At 37.4% G+C, this 20,054-nt stretch carries 20 protein-coding genes and 1 tRNA gene; 5 read left to right on the top strand and 16 right to left on the bottom strand.

Translation table 11 applies throughout. The annotated features are described in order from the left end of the window. Positions 1-2: 2 nt before the first annotated feature. The 5 genes from H0486_RS00975 to H0486_RS00955 form a co-directional block, all read right to left on the bottom strand. Complete coding sequence (locus H0486_RS00975; protein ID WP_228351243.1) at positions 3-1,235, bottom strand: HAMP domain-containing sensor histidine kinase; 1,233 nt, start codon at positions 1,233-1,235, stop codon at positions 3-5. After that, positions 1,232-1,903: a response regulator transcription factor gene (locus H0486_RS00970; protein ID WP_228351242.1), complete on the bottom strand. Its 672-nt coding sequence runs from the start codon at positions 1,901-1,903 to the stop codon at positions 1,232-1,234. Before H0486_RS00970 ends, H0486_RS00975 begins: the two co-directional genes overlap by 4 nt. Before the next feature lie 281 nt (positions 1,904-2,184). Further along, positions 2,185-3,897 (bottom strand): M56 family metallopeptidase, encoded by a 1,713-nt coding sequence (locus tag H0486_RS00965; RefSeq protein WP_228351241.1) that lies wholly within the window; start codon positions 3,895-3,897, stop codon positions 2,185-2,187. Between the two features lies 1 nt (position 3,898). Further along, on the bottom strand, positions 3,899-4,360 hold the full coding sequence (locus H0486_RS00960; RefSeq protein WP_228351240.1) for a BlaI/MecI/CopY family transcriptional regulator: 462 nt from the start codon (positions 4,358-4,360) through the stop codon (positions 3,899-3,901). Between the two features lie 203 nt (positions 4,361-4,563). Then, entirely contained in the window at positions 4,564-5,037 is a 474-nt protein-coding gene (locus H0486_RS00955) for a YbhB/YbcL family Raf kinase inhibitor-like protein (RefSeq protein WP_228351239.1), read from the bottom strand. Positions 5,038-5,724: 687 nt separating this feature from the next. Here H0486_RS00955 and H0486_RS00950 point away from each other — a divergent pair. Continuing rightward, complete coding sequence (locus H0486_RS00950) at positions 5,725-7,017, top strand: right-handed parallel beta-helix repeat-containing protein (protein ID WP_408647620.1); 1,293 nt, start codon at positions 5,725-5,727, stop codon at positions 7,015-7,017. Positions 7,018-7,180: 163 nt separating this feature from the next. Here H0486_RS00950 and H0486_RS00945 read toward each other — a convergent pair whose 3' ends face one another. Next, on the bottom strand, positions 7,181-7,513 hold the full coding sequence (locus H0486_RS00945; protein ID WP_228351237.1) for a cupin domain-containing protein: 333 nt from the start codon (positions 7,511-7,513) through the stop codon (positions 7,181-7,183). Positions 7,514-7,599: 86 nt separating this feature from the next. Beyond that, a complete protein-coding gene (locus tag H0486_RS00940; RefSeq protein ID WP_228351236.1) occupies positions 7,600-7,947 on the bottom strand; it encodes a cupin domain-containing protein in 348 nt (115 codons plus the stop codon). A gap of 147 nt (positions 7,948-8,094) precedes the next feature. On the opposite strand from H0486_RS00940, the gene H0486_RS00935 reads away from it, so the two are divergent. Beyond that, positions 8,095-8,979, top strand: coding sequence for a LysR family transcriptional regulator (locus H0486_RS00935; protein WP_228351235.1), 885 nt, complete (start codon positions 8,095-8,097; stop codon positions 8,977-8,979). A 93-nt stretch (positions 8,980-9,072) separates the two neighbouring features. On the opposite strand, the gene H0486_RS00930 is transcribed toward H0486_RS00935, so the two are convergent. Further along, positions 9,073-9,573, bottom strand: coding sequence for a pyridoxamine 5'-phosphate oxidase family protein (locus H0486_RS00930; protein WP_228351234.1), 501 nt, complete (start codon positions 9,571-9,573; stop codon positions 9,073-9,075). Between the two features lie 233 nt (positions 9,574-9,806). Between H0486_RS00930 and H0486_RS00925 the strand changes: the two genes are divergently transcribed. After that, positions 9,807-10,970 (top strand): IS110 family RNA-guided transposase, encoded by a 1,164-nt coding sequence (locus H0486_RS00925; protein WP_228351233.1) that lies wholly within the window; start codon positions 9,807-9,809, stop codon positions 10,968-10,970. 217 nt (positions 10,971-11,187) lie between these two features. On the opposite strand, the gene H0486_RS00920 is transcribed toward H0486_RS00925, so the two are convergent. The 3 genes from H0486_RS00920 to H0486_RS00910 all read right to left on the bottom strand — a co-directional run bounded on the left by H0486_RS00920 (position 11,188) and on the right by H0486_RS00910 (position 13,571). After that, positions 11,188-11,865 (bottom strand): DUF5680 domain-containing protein, encoded by a 678-nt coding sequence (locus tag H0486_RS00920; protein ID WP_228351232.1) that lies wholly within the window; start codon positions 11,863-11,865, stop codon positions 11,188-11,190. A 208-nt stretch (positions 11,866-12,073) separates the two neighbouring features. Further along, a complete protein-coding gene (locus tag H0486_RS00915) occupies positions 12,074-12,487 on the bottom strand; it encodes a DUF3788 domain-containing protein (RefSeq protein ID WP_228351231.1) in 414 nt (137 codons plus the stop codon). A gap of 421 nt (positions 12,488-12,908) precedes the next feature. Next, positions 12,909-13,571 carry a UPF0236 family transposase-like protein gene (locus tag H0486_RS00910; RefSeq protein WP_228351230.1) on the bottom strand — a complete coding sequence of 221 codons (663 nt, stop codon included), beginning with the start codon at positions 13,569-13,571 and terminating at the stop codon, positions 12,909-12,911. Positions 13,572-14,278: 707 nt separating this feature from the next. Here H0486_RS00910 and H0486_RS00905 point away from each other — a divergent pair. Continuing rightward, on the top strand, positions 14,279-15,145 hold the full coding sequence (locus H0486_RS00905; protein ID WP_228351229.1) for an Ig-like domain-containing protein: 867 nt from the start codon (positions 14,279-14,281) through the stop codon (positions 15,143-15,145). 40 nt (positions 15,146-15,185) lie between these two features. Here the strand turns inward: H0486_RS00905 and H0486_RS00900 are convergent, their stop codons facing one another. Beyond that, positions 15,186-15,428, bottom strand: coding sequence for an SPOR domain-containing protein (locus tag H0486_RS00900; protein ID WP_228351228.1), 243 nt, complete (start codon positions 15,426-15,428; stop codon positions 15,186-15,188). A 9-nt stretch (positions 15,429-15,437) separates the two neighbouring features. Then, positions 15,438-15,701, bottom strand: a complete 264-nt coding sequence (locus tag H0486_RS00895) for an N-acetylmuramoyl-L-alanine amidase (RefSeq protein WP_228351227.1) — start codon at positions 15,699-15,701, stop codon at positions 15,438-15,440. Positions 15,702-15,750: 49 nt separating this feature from the next. Here H0486_RS00895 and H0486_RS00890 point away from each other — a divergent pair, with 49 nt between their 5' ends. After that, complete coding sequence (locus H0486_RS00890) at positions 15,751-16,074, top strand: tyrosine-type recombinase/integrase (RefSeq protein ID WP_228351226.1); 324 nt, start codon at positions 15,751-15,753, stop codon at positions 16,072-16,074. A gap of 102 nt (positions 16,075-16,176) precedes the next feature. Here the strand turns inward: H0486_RS00890 and H0486_RS00885 are convergent. The 3 genes from H0486_RS00885 to H0486_RS00875 form a co-directional block, all read right to left on the bottom strand. Beyond that, positions 16,177-16,260, bottom strand: a tRNA-Leu gene (locus H0486_RS00885). 461 nt (positions 16,261-16,721) lie between these two features. Then, positions 16,722-18,287: a P-loop ATPase, Sll1717 family gene (locus tag H0486_RS00880; RefSeq protein WP_228351225.1), complete on the bottom strand. Its 1,566-nt coding sequence runs from the start codon at positions 18,285-18,287 to the stop codon at positions 16,722-16,724. Between the two features lie 154 nt (positions 18,288-18,441). After that, positions 18,442-20,049: an FAD-dependent oxidoreductase gene (locus tag H0486_RS00875; RefSeq protein ID WP_228351224.1), complete on the bottom strand. Its 1,608-nt coding sequence runs from the start codon at positions 20,047-20,049 to the stop codon at positions 18,442-18,444. Positions 20,050-20,054: the final 5 nt, after the last annotated feature.

Here is a 20,054-nt window from a genome sequence, read left to right as displayed (position 1 = left end):
CCCTATATCTTTTTAATACCCAGCCTTACAACAAAGCCATTCTCAGTCTTACATTCCAGTTTGCCTTCCATCCCCTCCATAAATAGCTTGGCCAGGTACAATCCCAATCCGGAACCGTCATGGGAGGATGCATTACTGCCTCGAAAGAATTTCTCACAGACCAGTAGCAAGTCCTCCTTTTTGACGCCGTCACCATAGTCTCTTACTTCAATATTAACAAAGGATCCGTCCTCATAAAAGGATACATCAATATCGGTATTAGCGTATTTATAGGAGTTGTTAACAATATTATCAATTACCTGATTGAGCCTAAGCTTATCACAATAGATCAGACATCCGGGTAAGCTATTCTTAATATGTATCTTGTTATAATGATTCAGATCCTCGAACATGGATAAAATGATGGTACTATATTCTTCCTGAGGTTCAATCTTAAGAACCTCCAGTTCCTCCAGTGTGGCATGGAACATATTGCTGATCAGTTTGTCAATCACATCTGCTTTCTGATGAATCGTACCCAGCTTCTTAATCATATCCTCGTCGGTAGAGGTTACCTCCAGTAGTTCACATAGGGCCTTAATGGTGGAGACAGGGGTCTTAATATCATGGGATAGCTCAGCAACCAGCTCCTTCTTACTTATATTAGCCTCATATTCTCCCTGTTTTGCCCTCTTAAGCTCTTCTCTCATCAGATCAAAGCTTTCTGTAAATGCTCCAAAGTAATTTGACTTATCCATAGTAAGTGGTATATCCAAATTTCCAGCACTGATACGGCCTGCAAAATGTTCTAAGCGCTGAAATGGCCGGATAATTCTTATGTAGATCAACAGCAATACGGTATATAAAACGATGAAAGTAACAGCAAAGACAATGGCAATTACAATTGCCAGATTTCTTTTCAGCTGCAGGAAGGTGTTTGAATTGGAGGGGAAGATAATCTTGCCAAGAAGCGCATCTCCATCCATATAATCTAGTATAATATCAGAATTACGAATAGCCCGGTAAAGTGTATTACTATAATTCGGATCCTCGCGCATTAGTATCCTGCAGCCATATTTACTTTCAATCTCTTCGACGGCAGAGTTCTCCATCTCATATTCTATATTCTTATAGAGATCATTTATCATTGTCAAATCACATGAATTATATTTCTGGGATCCAATATATCTTTCCACACCCACAAATGTGATAAGTAAGCAGATACTCAGTACCAGCATAAGCACTTTCAATTTCATAATTCCATCATATACCCGATGCCCCATACCGTCTTAATATATTTGGGTTCATTGGGATTCCTCTCAATTTTTTCTCTGATCTTACGTATATGTACATTCAAGGTGCCATCACTAAAGAATTCATCACCCCAGATTTTTTCAAATAGTTCTTCTTTGCTTATTACCTTATTCCTATTGTGATATAAATAGGAAAATAAATTATACTCTTTGTTTTTCAGAGCGACTTCCTGTCCCTCCACATATATTTTTCTTGCATCATCATCAACAACAATCGCCTCTGTAGCTGACTTTTTCCCTTCAAATCCATCGAATCTTTTCAGTATTACTTTCACCTTCGCCAGCAGCACACTCAAGGAGTAGGGTTTCTTAATGTAATCGTCTCCTCCGATATTCAAAGCAATCAGGATATCATCGTCACTCTGTCTGGCGCTGATAAATAATATGGGGATTTCCATCTGCTCTCTTAACTGCTTGCATAGCGTGAAGCCACTTTCATTTTCCAGATTAATGTCCAGAAGTATTACCTTCACCTGATTCTCCTTTAGAAAATCCAGACACTCTGCTGAGGTTTTGACACATGCCGCAGTAATTCCGAATACCTGGAAATACTCGCAGGTAGCCTCTGCCAGTTCAATTTCATCATCCACAATCAGACAATCATATTTCATAAAAATTCCTCATTTCCGCGTTGCTTTACGCCAGCTATTTATAAGCTTTCTATACCCATACTCACATTGATTGATATAATATATTTTCACCCACATTATATCTGATTCCCCAAATTCAGTCAAACTAACTAATAGCAAAATACTTTAATCTGCCTAGCTTCAAGGTACAGTGCGTTCGAGTGTGAATCCGTCCAGGAAGTCTTTTATATAGACTGATCTAACTGTATAGTATTAAATTGATGATTCGTTCCATAGTCCATTACGGTACTTAAATCAAGAAATTAGTCTGTAATTACTCTACCAGCAGAATAGATAGGCCGATAGTCCATCTTATCTATTACCACACCTGATTTAGCATTCTTAGCATGGATAACCTGATCATCACCAATATATATGCTGACGTGATTCACCGTATTATCACTGGTGGTTGTATAGAAGATTAAATCTCCCGGCAGCAGTTCCTTCAAAGAAACTTCTCTGCACTCTTTTATCTGATCTCTTGATACCCTGGAAAGATTAATATCAAATTTCTTATAGACTGCCTGAACAAATCCGCTACTGTCCACACCGTCTTTCAGATTATTACCTCCCCATATAAAGGGTGTACCCTCTGCTTCTATGGCGTACTTTACCACGGTATTCCGAAGATCATCTGCATTCTCAGCCTCATCACTCACACTACTCTCATTCTGATCTATTGGATTGTTATTTATGAGGCTGATTTCATCACTCAAAAGCTCTTCCTGGCTGTTATTTGGAACAGATACCGTATTGCCCCTACCACCCATATCAGCGATGCCATCCGTTTCTGGGGAAGCCATATTCTCTAATAATTCCGTATCACGGAGTTCAGAAGTGGATACATCCTTATGATTGATAATGGATACAATGGCAGTTGTAGAAACTATTCCAATGAACAGTATCAGCAATAATCTACCCGTTCGTTTATTATTGTGATTTAGGATTGATTGGATTCTTTGCTTCATATTCTTTTTCCCTCCATAAAAACTCATTAACAGGTTTACATTTAATTTAGGTTGCATGGCAGCACATTGCAGCAATAATCTGCTATATTCCATACGATCCGACTTCGTTGCTTTCTGTAGAACGATAGAATCACAGGAAACTTCACACCATTGGTCTAAACGTCTGGAAAGCACATAGCACAAGGGATTATACCAGTTAAGCGATATCACAAGGAGCTGAATCAGTTTAATCTGGGAATCCCGGCGCCAAACGTGAACCAATTCATGTAACAACAGAAAATGCAAGTCCTTTTTTATATATGTTTCATCTGGTAATAAAATCTTCGGATTCCATACACCTATGGTCATAGGACTGGATATGGCAGAGCATAAATATATCTGTGTCCTATGTAATCTAGATCTTCTTCCGAAGCTGCCTATACGGTACTGACGCTCCAATTCTGTAACACACAGGTTCAGCTCCTCTATTACGTCAGCCTTTATCAATGGTACCAGAAATCTTTTTAGCTGCATCCGATATCTATGATATTGAACTCCTTTATACAGTAATAATGAAATTACACCAAGCATCCAAATAATATGAATCCAGTTTCCAATATTTATATGGCGCAGTATCGATGGTATTAATTGATGATTTAGGTATGCTTTAAAAGCATGTTCCAGGTTACTGTGATTCATGCTTAAGGTAGTACCTTCCTGCGATGTCTGGCTAACCGGTTGTGTCAAATTACTCGCTGTGACATTGGATTCCTTCCAACTTGTCTCTTCTGCTTCGTTAGAGTGTTCCTCAACTACTGATATCTGCGGTATCTTTATCAGAAACAAAGAATCAGCAAACGTAAAACGCAAAGGAATCAGTAACCCAATAAGCAGAACGAACCAAAAACGGTATAAGCAAACGACCGAATAGTATTTCTTTAAAAGCGGCTCCAAAAGAAGAAACAGCAAAACAAATATTGTTATATTCAATGTATTGGATAAGTAGGTGTAAAATAGAACTTCTCCCATACTATTTGCCCTCCTGTTCTTTCAACCATTCGCTCAGCTCCTTAATTTCCTCCGCGCTTAACTTATTTGATCCCGAAAAAGCATTCACCAGCTGGATCAAGGAATTCTCATGGTATCGTTCTACAAATAGCGCTGTCTCAAATCGAATATATTCCTCCTGAGGAATACAAGGATAATAGGTACGCTCCTTTCCCGCCTTTTCACTTCGTAAAAACCCGCGATCAATCAATCGGTTTAGTAAGGTTACTAAGGTCTGCAGCTTCCAGCCTTTATCGTTGCCTATTTGATTCATAAGCATTGTCGTTGTAACTGGTGGTGTATTTCTCCAAATTGCTGACATAACTTCGTATTCTGTCTCCGGCAGCTTGGTTTGTATATTCCGTGAAGTACCGGTAACATCATCCGATAAATGGTTGCCTTGTATTGGCCTTGTCTGTTTATTGTTAATTTCTTCTTTCTTCATACTCCATCTCCATTTTCATTTTCATTTTCTAAAATTATATAATCTACATTTGTCTATAATGATAATATACACTTGTCTATCATGATTGTCAACTATTCTTTTCCAATTATTTTTTAGTATACTTTCACAACATAAAAAAGCATTGACTTTTATGGTAAAATCAACGCTTTAATTATGTTATTAATATAAATTCAGATCATTATTTACTCTCTTCTGCTCTGGAATTTACCAGTTAAGGTTGCCTGCTGCAGGATATGTCCTTCCATCTTATTCAACAAATCTCGTTTTCTACTACCAGCATCTAAATCTATCTTACAATCCAGGATATATACAGTAAATACATAATTATGAATTGCTTTCAGTGGTGGCTTTGGACCTCTATACTTATGTCTTCCATAAGCTTTACCCTGTGTTGCGCCAAGGCTACCTACATATTTACCGTGAGCTATTCCCTCCGGAATAACCGATTGTACGGGCAAATTCCATATTACCCAATGGTTAAAATTCGGAAAAATGGGGTGAGATGCATCATCTAAGGTAATTGCAATTGACTTTGCACCCGGAGCAATACCAATTAGTTCTAGCTCCGGAGATAAATCTTCACCTCGTCCGGTATACCGTATCGGTATCCAATCTCCTTCTTCGAAGCCTTTGCATTTTACTTGTAACTGTTCCATAGTGTTCTCCCCTTTGACTTCATGATTTAACTCTATCTTTCTCACCATAGAATTTATTAACCAACTCTGTTATAACCAATATAATACACCATATGAAAATAGTAAATATTACATTGCTATATTTTCCACTATAAGTGATAAACACAACATCTTATAGGACCATAGAAAGCCTATGTCTTTCGTTGAATACTTATCAACCACTTTAATACACAAAAATGTAATCAGGCATATACATAGGAATGGAATGAGCCTTGAAAAGCCCTCTATTTCCATTCCTAGTCCTGACAGTGTTAGCAAACATCCAAACATTACTCCTATCATTATTACTTCGGTTAATATCAGGTAGAATACTTTCTTCATCACCATTACCCTTTCATATTATTTACATAATATAACGATTTGGTGGTGATATATCTTCAAAAATATGGTAATTATGTACCCTGGTAAAAAAAGTAATTCTACTGTATTATATATCCATCTTAACATGTTAGGTGATTTAGAAAGATTATTGTCGTTTTATGCAACTGCTTTTTACATTATGTAGAAAGAAGTGGTATAGCCGAGTGGAAACTCGTCGAATTAACTATTATTAAATTAGAAGGAGCGATCTATGAAGAAAAAAATTTATAAAAAACTTGCAGTACTTGTGTATTAGTCCTATTCTTAACCGGAGTCAGCCCGACTGGTATAACATATGCTGATAGTGATGGAAAGACTTATTATGTTGCACCAACCGGATCGGATTCTTACCCTGGTACGTTCGACAAACCATTTCAAACCATTGGTAAGGCAGCAACCATTGTAGCTCCTGGTGATACCGTATATATCCGTGGTGGCATGTATAATGAGCAAGTCACATTGACCATTTCAGGTCTCCCTGATAAACCAATTACTTGGGAGGGGTATGAGGATGAAGTTGTTATAATTAACGGTAAAGATCGACCCGTCATTGAAACTCCAAACCCGATTGATGAAGCCCCACAGCTTTTTATAAAATCCTGTGACTGGCAAATACTCCGGAAACTTACGGTAATAAACTCTCCGGCATATGGAATTTCGGATTATAGGGCGGCGTCAAACCATAACATCTATGAATTCATCAAGACCTCCGATAATTATGGAATTGGCTTTCGTATCTGTGGTGATTATAACCAGCTTAATGATTGCGAATCGAGTTACAATTTTGATTATGCCGGAGAAAAAGCATGGAAGCTTGCCCCCGGGGAAGATTCCGATGGATTTTCACCAGATGGACGCTACAATATCCTTAGAAGATGTGTGAGCTTTCATAATTCAGATGACGGATATGACTGTTGGACATGCCAGTTTACTTTATTCGAGGACTGTATTGCTTATGAGAACGGAACCTCCGATGGTTGTCGAAACCGGGATAAAGGGGACTGGGAAAATACCTATGGAAAATTTCATGGAGGCGGAAATGGTTTTAAGCTAGGTCAAGGACCTGAGTCTCAGGCATTTAATACTGTTCTACGATGTATTGCATATAATAATTTGGCGTCAGGAATTACTACCAATGATGGCGATGGTAATCGTATTCTAAATTGCACAGCATATGGCAATGGCGCGAATGATATTGCATGGTGGGACAGTCCTAAAAACAACGGAACCATAGCTACTATTCTAATAAATAACATAGCATTTAAAAAACATAGTACTAAGAAATGGACAACTATATCGGCTACAAACTCTTGGAATCTCGGACTCGTTCCGGCTCGAGAAAGTGATTTTCTAAGTCTGGATCCAACCAGTAAAGATTTTTTAAAGTTGTCTCCTAACAGTAGATTTATCGATAAAGGAACCGATATCGGATATGCTTATTCTGGCACACATACGGATCTGGGAGCTTTCGAATACCAGGAAACAGAATACTCATCAGCAGTAGCCCCGACACCAATATCGACTTCTGGTGCAAGCATTAATATTATTTCTGAACGATTACTCCCTAACTGGGAGTACTAGAACATAGTGCTGTTACAAAACATGTCAACAGATAATGGAGCACCTAAAACACAGCGAATGAACCCATTGTACGTCAGTGTATTAAGGTTTGTCCTAGTTTCTGTATATACATTTTGTAGCAGCACTTACTTATTTTATATTATACTTTTATTCAAAATACGGATCACTTCGTGAAATATCTATTTTTTTCATTAAAAAAAGTAATATCTGCATATCCAGCATATATTTTTCCCGAATGCTGTACTCCTTCCGGAATAAAATACCGATCACCTTTTCGATAGGTGCTTTTTATCCCACCAATTACCAAATCAATTTGTCCTTCCAGCACTATTCCAATCTGGCTGGCATGAGAATGTTCCGGCAAATCGACATCTTCGGAGAATTCCATAAAGATAATCTGATGATTATTGCCTTGTGATAAATATGCATGAACCCCTTTTATAGGAATATCCGCCTCAGGTAAATTTAAAATTGGTTTATAAAATATTGATTCCATATGCATCCTCCTCCCTCCTATGGCTTACCGATTATACTACCTATATCATTAATAAGAGAATATCTTAAATTCATGTCGATAAATCTCTACTCTTCATATAAATCCCCGCTATTTTCCTTATTCAGGGTGCCTGCCAATTCTATCATCAAAAATTTAGTCAGGGTATCCACTACCGGTCTATGTCTTGTCCCTTTTGGAACAATGACAAATTCCCCTTCATTTACCCTAAGTAATCCATCCTCTGTTTCAAATTGGAAGGTTCCCTCAATGACATAGAATAATTCATCTGAAGCTTCATGCACATGAAAATCAAGCGTACGATTTTCAACACGAACCACACTGAGTACATGCTGATTTAGCAGTCCTACCTTTTTATATCGATACAGTTCCTCCATCCCATCAACTTCGTCTTTTAAGTTTACTTTATTAAGCATAATCCAGTCCTCCTAACTATTGATTTTACTGAGTGATTATTTAATTGATACTTTCTATTAATTATGCTATCATGAAATAAACAATCTGTATAACGAATTGTTTCGATATTATTTATCGTATTTTTCGATTGTTCGAAGGGAGTATATATGGACCTAAAGCAGTTGAATACATTTCTAACATTAAGTAAGATCAAGAATTACACTATGACAGCCGAGACATTAGGATATGCCCAATCCAGTATCACTGCGCAAATCCAACAGCTGGAGAAGGAATTAGGGACAAAATTATTTGAATGTATAGGAAAAAAAGTAATGCTTACGGCACACGGCAATGCCTTAATCCCATATGCCACTAAAATACTTTCTTTATCAGCCAATATGAAGGATTCTCTATCTAATTCAGACAGAATGTGTGGAAGTATAACGATAGGAGCTTCTGAATCATTATGCATCTACCGTCTTCCCTCCATTATAAAAGCATATAAGGAGAAGCATCCTAACGTCGATATCTTTCTGAAGCTGCTAAAATGTAATGAATTTGTTCCCTTTCTATCAGACAATTCAATTGACATCGCATTTAGTATTGGAGACCGGATTGATAACGAAGCCATTACCTCCGTATTAGAATTATCAGAACCGATTATGATACTGGCTTCACCGGAACATCATCTATCTTCGAAGAAAAAACTGAGTTTGCACGATTTTGACAAAGAAGCCTTTATTCTGACTGAACACGGATGCAGTTATCGGGGTGCTTTTGAGAAGGATATCATGAATACTAATATAGATATTAAAATTGTTCTGGAAACAGATAGTATACAGGCGATTAAACAGACCTCCATGATTAATCTAGGGATATGCGTTTTACCTGAGATCTCTGTGACAGAGGAAATTCAACGGAAAATGCTCATCCCATTAGCCTATGATAATCAGTATCAGATCGTGTCACAAATTTTCTATCACAAGAATAAATGGATATCTCCCTTACTTGAGGATTTTATTCAGGAAGCATCCAGTCAATGGACTCATTAAAATAGTTGTTAATTGAAATTGATAGTTCCTGCGTATGGCATATATATAAAAAGGGGATGTTTCATTATACATTCCCCTTTTATAAATTAATTATTATTTGCTGATATCATACATTTCTCTGTATGCCTTATTCTGTTTACAGTCCACAAAATCTCTGAAAGGCATATGTCCATCTGCATACTTCCATAAAGTGATAAAGGTTGGTTCCACTTCAATAATTATTTGATTTATCAAATGGGTATAGGCATCATAGGACGCTCTGAAAGACTTCTTATATAATTCACAGAATTCTGGAGCATCATCCGCATTACCTATAATCTTCGCAACACCTTCCATCTGGATATTATCAACACAGAGTGCAACATTTGGGTTCTCAATCATTTGTAGAGATTTCAAAAAATTTCTATCTGTTTGAAAATATACTTTCTGGTTCATCATAATACAGCTCATGTTTCTGGCTGTAACCCTATCCTCAAAGCTGGTAGCTAATACCATTATCTTTTTACTGCCCAATTGATTAAATATCTCTTCCATCGCTACGTTATAATTTAATTCCATATTATCCTTGTATGATGTATTTAGTAACAAATACATCAATACTCTCCTTTCTTTTCAACTTTGTTATAATCAATAGTAACACTGTGGACTTTTTATTTTATCCTATAGCTTTGACTATTTTTAGGAGTGTATTGCCACAGTTTTATCTGAATCATTTATAGTTGGATAAGTCAATACGATTTAATCGTTAGAACTTTTATGTCACGCAAGTCTATGATGATAAAACTCGGTGGACAAACACAGTGATTATTTACTAAGGAGTTGATCTTATGATTTACGTTGGCATTGATATTGCCAAGCAAACACACTATGCAGCCATTATTAATTCAGATGGTGAAGTCCTTGTTAAACCATTTGCCTTTTCAAATGACCATAGTGGATTTCAAAAACTACTGAAACATTTAGATTCCTATTCTAAAGAAGAGCTTTATATTGGTATGGAATCTACTGCCCATTATGCAGAAAATCTTACCAGCTTCCTTTTCACAAGGGGATTTCAGGTTTGTATAATCAATCCTATTCAAACTTCCTCTCTTAGGAAATCAAATATCCGTAAAACCAAGACGGACTCGGTGGATACTTATCTCATTATCAAAGCTTTAACTTTAAACCACTATCATTTATATTCGGAACGCGATTACAATTCCTTGCAATTAAAAAACCTATGTCGCTTCCGTCAAAAACTTATGAAGGCTAGGACAAAGGTTAAAATTCAACTTGTGACTTATGTGGATTTGTTATTCCCGGAACTCCAGTATTTCTTTAAATCTGGTATTCACGGAAAAGCTTGTTATACTCTATTAAAAGAGCAACCAAATCCCGACAGAATTGCGAAAATGCATCTCACAAGGTTAACTAACCTTTTATCAAAGTCCTCTCGCGGACACTTTAAACAGTCTAAAGCTGTACATTTAAAAGAGCTTGCATCGCAATCTGTCGGTATTAAAAATGATACCCTATCTTTGCAGATTTTGCAATCGATAAAACAGATTGAAATGTACACAGAACAGCTTGCCGAAGTAGATCAATCCATTCATGAAATCATGGATAAGATGGATTCTGTTATTAAGACTATCCCTGGTGTTGGAGCAATAAACGGTGCCATGATTATTGGAGAAATCGGTGATATATCACGTTTTGATAAACCATGCCAACTGCTCGCCTATGCAGGGCTAGATCCATCGGTATATCAATCAGGAAATTTCACTGCCGCTAGAACACGAATGTCCAAACGAGGTTCCAAACTACTTCGATATGCACTAATAAATGCAGCATGGCAAACCACCTTGGTAAATAAAACTTTCAAGGAATATTATGATTTAAAAGTCTCTCAAGGTCGTCGTCACTACAATGCTCTTGGCCATGTAGCTCATAAATTAGTCCGTGTTATACATAAGATGATGAGCTCTAACGTTGAATTCAATTTAGCTTAGCCTTACCTATCAACTATATTTAATTTTCAGAAAGCACCTTTATGATGCTTTATTTGTTATGCACTTTATTATAATAAATAAGCTTAAGAAAATTTCTCTTTTACTATTGACTTTTCATAGTTGGTCTCCATTCTACAACCTGATAATTCAGGTTCATGAAAATTTATCATTTGATTTGTTATTCTCTAAATCCTTTTATTTTTGCTGCTTCTTATATTTATCTTAATTTACCGCCATGAAAAAACAATTCATAAATTTTTACCGACCGGCAATATATTTCCTCATGTCCCTGGAACCATTCAAAGCTGCCGGTAGAATAACAATGGTAGGTGTAATCCCCATCCTGATAGAGTGCGGGACCTCTGTAAGGTGCCTCTTTTGTAACATGACGTAAAGCATCCTTCAAAAAGTCTCCAGAAAAATTTTCTCCTAGCAACCGTCCAGTATAATTTATACACCAAACCGGTTTTCCCTGATACCAGACTGCCTCTTCCCCTCCAAATTGCTCTGCACCTAGATAAGAGTCAATATACAGATAATCTCCATCACTATAATGCAAATCCTGAGACTGCGGTCTGGACGGTGCCTCTTTAGGACCATACGCTGCGTAGGTTGATGTCTTGGCCTTTAATAAAAACTCAATGATTTCCTCTGTATTGGTATTGTCTTTCATAATATTAGCAAGAAAATAATCGTTTTCTTCCTCTTTAATAAGCCGATCCACACTAATCTTTAAGGTGTTACTTAACTTAATCAGATTATCAATGTCAGGATATCCCTGACCCAGCTCCCATTTTGCAACTGCCTGTCTTGATATTCCGATAAATTCTGCCAGTGCCTCCTGGGAAAGTCCTCTTTCTCTTCTTAAAACTGCTAACTTATCCTTGAATTCCATATTTACCCCTTTCTTATAACCAAATGAAATATTTGTAATCGACGTCTATACATTTCCTCATCTGATGAACTAATATTATCATATTTTATTCCCCTCATCTACCAACCATATGGAACCATATAAGCAACTATTGGTTGCATAGAAAAAAGAACCAAATCCGAAAACTTGGTTCTTGTTATGAAAGCACTTGTTCTTCTAGCAATAAGTACTACTTCTTATTTGGTCTTCTTTTAATACGTAATAACCTTCCAATATCTTCAAGTTGCGAAATGTCCGGCTCAAAGGACATCCATTTTCCATCATGATAGGTTGTTGAATTGTTATAGATGCTTTGGATTTCCTCGGAATAAGTGTGTTGCTCGTTCTCAAATTTATCTCTTTCCGCTTTTCCAAATACAAGCTGTAAACAAAAGCAATTATCTTTCGCATAGAGTGTACATAGGGTTTTTCCTCCACGACGATATTTATGCTCGTATTTCCAATTATTCCAGCTGGTGTTCTTTCGTAAGATATCCATCTCATATAAGCTTTCAATTAGATTACAGATACACTCCCATACATTATATTTCTCTGTACCGAGCATTTCTTTTATATCCTGATTTGTTGGTAGTACGTCTTGCATAATAACCCCTCCACTTATTATATAGTTTATTGAAATTGTATCCTGGTAAAGACTTACTTTGGAATATATGAGGCATTCCAATCTTTCGGAACCTGTAAGTGCCAATAAACCCCGAACTTATCAATGAAAGATTGTGTCAACTTCTTATTGGCAAAACCCCATTCAGTTTTTCTTATAAGCTATTTCATATATCTCCGTACGGATAAGTTTGCCCATTTTCACAGGAAGATGTAGACAGTATCGTAAAACAAGCTCGATTTTCGGGAGTTTCTGCATGCTAGTTTGTTTTGCTCCTCCCTGATAGGTTCGCCGGTCGCTCGCAAAACAAACTAGCATGCAGAAACCCACTCGAAAATCGGCTAATCGTTTTCCGATATCTGCCTACACCCCCTATAAATGGGCATACTTATCCTGTCTACGTCTATCCACAGCGACTGCAGCTGCGTCCATCATCCTCCCAGCCTTCATACATGGTGGCAACCTTCATTTCCTGCTTTGGAGCCTTTCTATGGCCTTTTCCTTGCATCTTAAGCCATACCCCATCCATTTCCTCAAAGAGCAGTTTCAGCTCCTTTGTTCCTTTTCCACCGGTTGCATCCATTTCCTTTACCATTGCTGTTTCTTCCGCTGAAATACGTTCTCCAAGCTTTTGAACCAGGAGCCATGCTCCACCATGACTGATGCTCTGTCCACTGGTACTGCTTATGATTTCTGCTGCTGTATGGTAGGAATTATCGGCCACAACATTTGCTATCTTTTCTGCAAGGTTTGTCGAGAAAAAGCCAATCTTATCCATCTGCATCTCTTGATCCAGCAAATATACCCACGCTTTACGACCTGATTCATCCTTGGTCTCATATACGTTCCTGGAATATTCAACTTCACCCATAATTGTCTTTATTGTGGTCTGACGGGTTCCTTTACATCGGAGCTCCTTCTTATTGCGGGTTTCCTGTAATTGTTCATCATAACTTTCAAGTATGACCTGTGTCATTATCCTGCCCATTTCACAGACATAATCAAAAATTTTTTTCTCTAACTCCTTGAATGGCATCATCTTTTCGGTTACAATAGTGTTCATCATACAGCCTTCTTTCGTGTTTTTCTCGACAATTAACATTTTAAGAAAAACTGTATGATTTGGGAAGTAGGGATTTTCTCTACTTCCTATTTTTATCCCTTTGCCAATAATAATTATACTCTAACATTCTAAAGGAATCATCGCTAAGGATGCTGTAGGGCAGTTAGTTAAGGTATGGACAGTCAAAACGTAATCACATGATCTAGTTTTTCTTGCATAAATATTCAAAGGTGTTATAATTCCAATTATATGAAATTGTAAAATTTAAACTCTAGTTTAAGATAACGGAAGGAGTATATTATGTCATACAGTCCCATTTTATCATTAACTTTCTCCAATACAAAACTTAGGACTCCAGAAAATGTTTGTGCCATATCTGGTATGTGTTCGGTATGTTCTAATTATTGTAGCGGGTCATGTGAGATCGGCCTATCAGCTATTCGAGGTAGTGAAATTACATATCCACTTAACACATCAAGCCAACAATTTGCATCTGAAAAACGATATCCATTTGACTACTCTCATTTTAATATTAACGGACGAGTTTTTGGTGCTAAAGGTGCTGCCGAAAACTCAGAGCTGACAAATGTAAATTCAGTTAGGTTGCCCTGTGTGTTACGGATTGCGCATGGGGCATCTTTCTGTTTACAAATTGTGACTTTTGTACTATTATATATGGTAACATATGACAGTTTCTAAGGAGGTATCTCATGAAGAAAATATTATCATTTTTATTAGTATTCGTATTTTGCTTATCACTGATTGCTCCTAGCACCGCAAGTGCTGCCACAATCAAGCTAAATAAAACCAGTTTGTCACTTAATGTTGGCAGTACATACACATTGAAATTGACCGGCACAAAATCAACCGTAAAATGGTCTACAAGCGATAAAAAAATCGCTACTGTAACCAATGGTAAGGTAAAGGCGGTTTCTACCGGAAAAGCCACAATAACAGCGACTGCTAACAAGAAAAAATACACCTGCAAAGTAACCGTAAAAAAGGCATTTAATTCAAAAGATGCTCTTAAAAACTTAGTTGCTTCTGAGACTGACCTTGGTAATGGTGTTATAGTAATCCTTGAGAATAAATACTCGCATGACATCAGATTAGAAGCTACATGCGTATATTATGATGAATCCGGCGACATGATAGGCAAGTCATCAGCAGACAACTATTACTTTAATGCCGGAAATTCATGCGCAATATACTTATATGGGCCATATGATGGCAATTTTAATGATGTTCCCTACTCAAATTATAAAATTACATATAAGGTTGAAGAAACTTCATCGTATTATACTTCCAATCTAAAAGATATAAAGGTAGAAGCTAATTTTGGAGTCGACAATGTAATGGCAGAGGTTACAAATACCGGAAACAAAGAAGCAGAATTTACCGTTATTAGTGTTGTATTTTATAAAAATAATAATGTAGTCGGATATAGTTATACTTACGCGGATGTAAAAGAGCCTGGAAGTACAGAATATATAGACTTTTCACTGCCAAGAGACGATAACTTTGACATAATTCCGGTAGATGATTTCGAAATATTCGTCAACTACTCATATAAATAAAAACAAGCCCCGATCCATTACGGAAAGGGGCTATTATAATTCACTTTTTATCCGCTACTACAATCGCATCATAGCCTAACGTCTTTAATCTACTCCTTGCAGCATTCGCAAGATCACGATTACTAAACGCTCCAACCTGGACACGATAAATTGTTTCCTTTACTTCCTCCGGAGCGATATATGTAACTCCAAAAAACTTACATATTCCCCTGCAGGTTGCTTCTGCATCTGCCTTTTGAAATTCTGGATCAAGCATGGTTTTTGCTTCGTCCAGATTATCCATAAACCCGGATTAGGTTAAAATAGCAGGCATATTTGTATTTCGAAGCACAGCAATGTTAATTCCTGATTGCTGTATATCTGTTTTTACTCCCCGATCGGTACGACTATGGGCTTTAACCAGCTCTGCTTGTACCAGCTTTGCCAGCTCCTTTGACTTTGCCGATGCATATTGTGATATGATAGTCTCAATACCGTTTTGCTTACCCCATTTACCATTTAAATCATTATAATGCTTTGATATAAATGCGTCAGCCTTAGCGCTGTTTGCAACCAAGTAGCGATCCAATTATAAACGTAAGAATAAACCTGATAAAAACGAAAGTGTGATTACCAAATGGAAGCCTAAATCGCTATCGGATCGCTTTAATAAGCTGCTCGATATGTATAAACTTGATCATATAAGATTGCATGATCTAAGACATTACAATGCAATAATAATGTTGCGTAGCGGTATTCCTGACAAGGTCGCAGCTGAGAGATTAGGTCATACAAACGTACAAACTCTTAGAGAAGTATACCAGCATGTCTTAAAAGATATGGACGAAGCTGCAGCCAAGATGATTAATAATGCTATTAATCCAAAGGCTTTCTTATCAGATAAGCCATTAACCAAAGAAGAACGTAAAGCAATGTTCAAGGTAATATAAATAGCCAGGGATTAAATCTCTGGCTACATTTTTGGCTACATGATAAAAAAATGAGTTCCCGCATTTTATATCAACAATGCTGAAACCCTTGATTTTACGTACTGCAGTCGAGGGGACTTGAACCCCTACCCAGAAACCCGGACTAGATCCTTAGTCTAGCGCGTATGCCAATTCCGCCACGACTGCATATTTCATGTTCGTTTTTTGTAGCGAACAATAGAGATTATATCATCCCTGTCCTATAAATGCAATACCTTTTTACTTATTTTATCTCCCAATTTTTCCCAATTATTATTTCAGAATGCAAGTGAACTAAACATAGGAATTCTTCAAGCTTTATTGGTATACACTTGTAATATAATCTTGTTACTATAGTTTGTAACTCTGTACATTTATTATATAATTTTAACAAACATTTTTGAGCCAGGCAAGATTTTCATATGCGTGCATATATTGAACTATCATATGTATTATCTTGTATGTGAATAGTTTTCCATCTTATGGAAATACTGTTGACGTAAAGGCATTCCCATGGTATGCTATTTTTACTTATTATCATTACAAGATAATAGGATTGAAAGACATCCAACCATACAAGAGCTGAAAGAGGCTTGCAATAAAAGGACACATAACGTGTCCTTTTTTGTTTATCCGATTAAACTTTTCTTTAGACCATAATGAATAATGAATTCTGCGTTGTAGTCCGGATTTACCCTTCCATCCTCCCTGTATCCCCAGTAGCATTTATATCCTGTCTGCTTACTTTTGTTTTTCTTACTGACAATATCAACCTTGATACGCATTCCGATCGCACCAAACTTATACATACATCCTATGAATTCGCTGGCATCCTTCAGGTGCGTGAGCTGATTCCCATATTCGGTCAGCACCTGTTCCACGTGTTCCTTTTGAAATGTCACCCTATGTAATAGGTCAAACACCTTAATACATTCATTAATAAACTCTCTGGGATAATGAATATATAATTCGTTTTGCAGTTCCTCTAGAAAACGGGTGGAATACCGCATTTCCATAGCTGTAAAGCAGCTTGCTTCAAAACTGGTCTTATCGGGAAACTCCTGCCGGATGATTTCCAGATAGTTTACGATATCCCTGGGACGTCCAAAGCTATTTTCATATAAATAGGTCAGCGTTGGTTTCTTCATGATCTTATCCGGAAAGAACATCTTAAAGATCTCTTCCTTTTTATACTCCCAAAGCCTTTGATTGGAACGTTGTATTTTCGTGATTACCAGGTCGATCAGTGGATTATCACTGGGCTTGCCCTCCATTTTTATCAGCCAGTTGAGGTATATGGTTGAATCCTGTAACAGCTTACTGATATTATGCGAATTACTGTTTAAGGTTGATAAGATATCCTGCCGGATTAATACAATAATCCGGTTATTTTTCTTATCCTTTTTTAATACATTCTGGTTTATCTTCTTGGTAATATTCAAGAAATCAACCAGAAAGTTAATATTGTCCTCATTCAGGCTTGAGTCATATTCATCCAAATCATCAAAGATCAATGTAATTGGATTATATGTGGTAAGTAACGCTATCTTGTCAGTCAGTGAATTAATCAGCGTCAGGTAATTGCTTTTGGTATAGAGCATTTTCTTACTTTGGGAGGCCCTGCGCAGGGATCTGGCAAGCGAAAGGGTACTGCTCAGGCTTCCCTCCAGTTCCTCCTCCGTCGCTGCGGATTGCTCTAAGGACGATTGCACAAAATTATCAAAGGAGCGATAACGAAAATTCAGTACGTTCTTCAGCTCCCTGAGATGATGCTTTAATTCCTTTCTTAATTTCTTATCCTTACAGCTGCATAGATTCTTTTTACATTTTGCTTCGTTTTGGATAATCAACTCACCAATTTCAGTTAATATCGCGTATTTAATAAAATTCCTTTGCTCTTCACGGGTTAATTTAGCACTTCCCATCTCAACCAGTTTTTTTAGTATGATATCATCCTTCGTTACTGTTTTTGAAAATATGCCTTTGTTATTCTGTATCATCTCATGATACTTGGCTAGTATAGTTTTTCCAGTACCTTTTCTACCGGTTAGAATAAACTTATTAGAGCTATTGGCTAGCTCATCATATTTATTATTTCCCCGGTAAAAAAGATTCGAGAAATCATCGATTTGTGATTCATCGGATCCATCTGCTTTTCCGATGAATATCTCACTTAATTTCACGTCCGATATCATAATTTCACCCGCTTCAAGCGTCCAATTTGTGAAAAAATTGAACAAAAATTGTAATATTAATGAGTTAACCAGCTAGATATTAGTAATTGTATCACAAATATTGGAAATTTACAATAAATTCCTATTAATTTTTCATAAAGTTAAGACAATTTTCCTACTTTTTTCGCCTTTGGCATGCATCAAATACATCTCTGGTAGCTGGACTATTGATTAAATTACCACGGAAATCAAATCTTGATCCATGGCACGGACAATCCCAGGTTAATTCATTCTGATTCCATTCCAAACTACAGCCAAGATGAGGACATTTGGTTGATACAAAATAGTATTTTTCGGGAGTCTCCCGGTATACTCCGACTCTTTGTCCATCATATTTGATTACACCGGCTTTTCCTACTCCGATATCCTCCAGATTATCATGAGGGATTTTTAAATGCTCTGTCAACAGACTGATGGTAATAATTGCAGCATCCTTAAGAAATACTCTGCTGCCGGACAGCATGAGTCTGCGAGGATTGAATACCTTTTGAAATTCATTCTCCTTTCCTGCAATCATGTCACTAATAATCATGGCAGATACCATAGAGCTCGACATTCCCCATTTATTAAATCCGGTTGCTACATATATATTTCGTGTATTCACAGAGTATCGGCCGATATACGGGATAGAATCGGGCGTAATACAATCCTGCGCTGACCAGGTATACTTTATCCTGGCATTCGGGAACCACTTCCTGGCAGCCTCCTCGATTTTAGCATAGGCATCCAGTGGCTGATACTCTCCGGTTCGATGTTTGCCACTGCCAAATATCAAATAATCCTTATAGTTACGAAAGGTATAGCCTTCCGGATCCGCATCCAGATACATTCCGTCCAATCGCGCCTTTCGCTCTGTATCACAGCCATCCAGGGCTGTAAGATAATGCCTCTCCTGGTGTAGTCGGAAGAAATAATAACCAGGTACATTAATAAAAGGATAGTGTGTTGCAATCACTATGGATTTTGCTTTAACACTTCCCTGATTCGTCAGTACCAAGCCATCACTTCTGACTTCGGTTACCCTTGTATGCTCATAGATTGTCAGCTTTTTCGCTACCTCATCGAGAAACTTTAAGGGATGAAACTGAGCCTGATGATCAAAACGAATAGCTCCCTTCACCGGAAAAGGAAGTGTCGTCTCTCTAGTAAATGATGCAGGCAGCCCCACCTTCTTTGCCGCCTCCACCTCCTGCTTAATTCTTAATACATTATCTAAGGTGTAGACATAATTCGGCAGAATCTCATAATCACAATCAATCTCCAGATCATTGATTATTTCCTCATACATCTCGATAGCCCGCTGATTGGCCATGGCATATTCCCAGGTCCGGGTCTCCCCTTTATACATCATAAGCTTGCGATATATTAATCCGTGCTGGGATGTAATCTTTGCCGTTGTATTCTTCGTTATTCCGCTACCAACCTCGTTGCATTCCAACACTACAACCTCAACACCTTTACTCGCTAACAGATATGCCGTTAATATTCCGGCAAGACCGGCTCCGATCACAACCACCTCTGTGCGAATATCTCCCTTCAAAGGCTGTCTTCTGTTATTGTCGGCATTACTTCCGGTCACAGTCTGATTCCCGTCTCCTTGACCTTCGTTTTTATTTATATTGGGCTTTCCTTCATATCGGTATTCTTGCTGAACCCAAATAGATTCGCCTCGTTCGTTTCCTAAGCTTTCTGATGTGCCATTTTCTCTCCACAATACAGCCATAATTA

It is taken from the genome of Variimorphobacter saccharofermentans, assembly GCF_014174405.1.
In the GTDB taxonomy this organism is placed as follows: Bacteria; Bacillota; Clostridia; order Lachnospirales; family Lachnospiraceae; genus Mobilitalea; species Mobilitalea saccharofermentans.
This window is presented reverse-complemented; position numbering and strand designations above follow the sequence as displayed.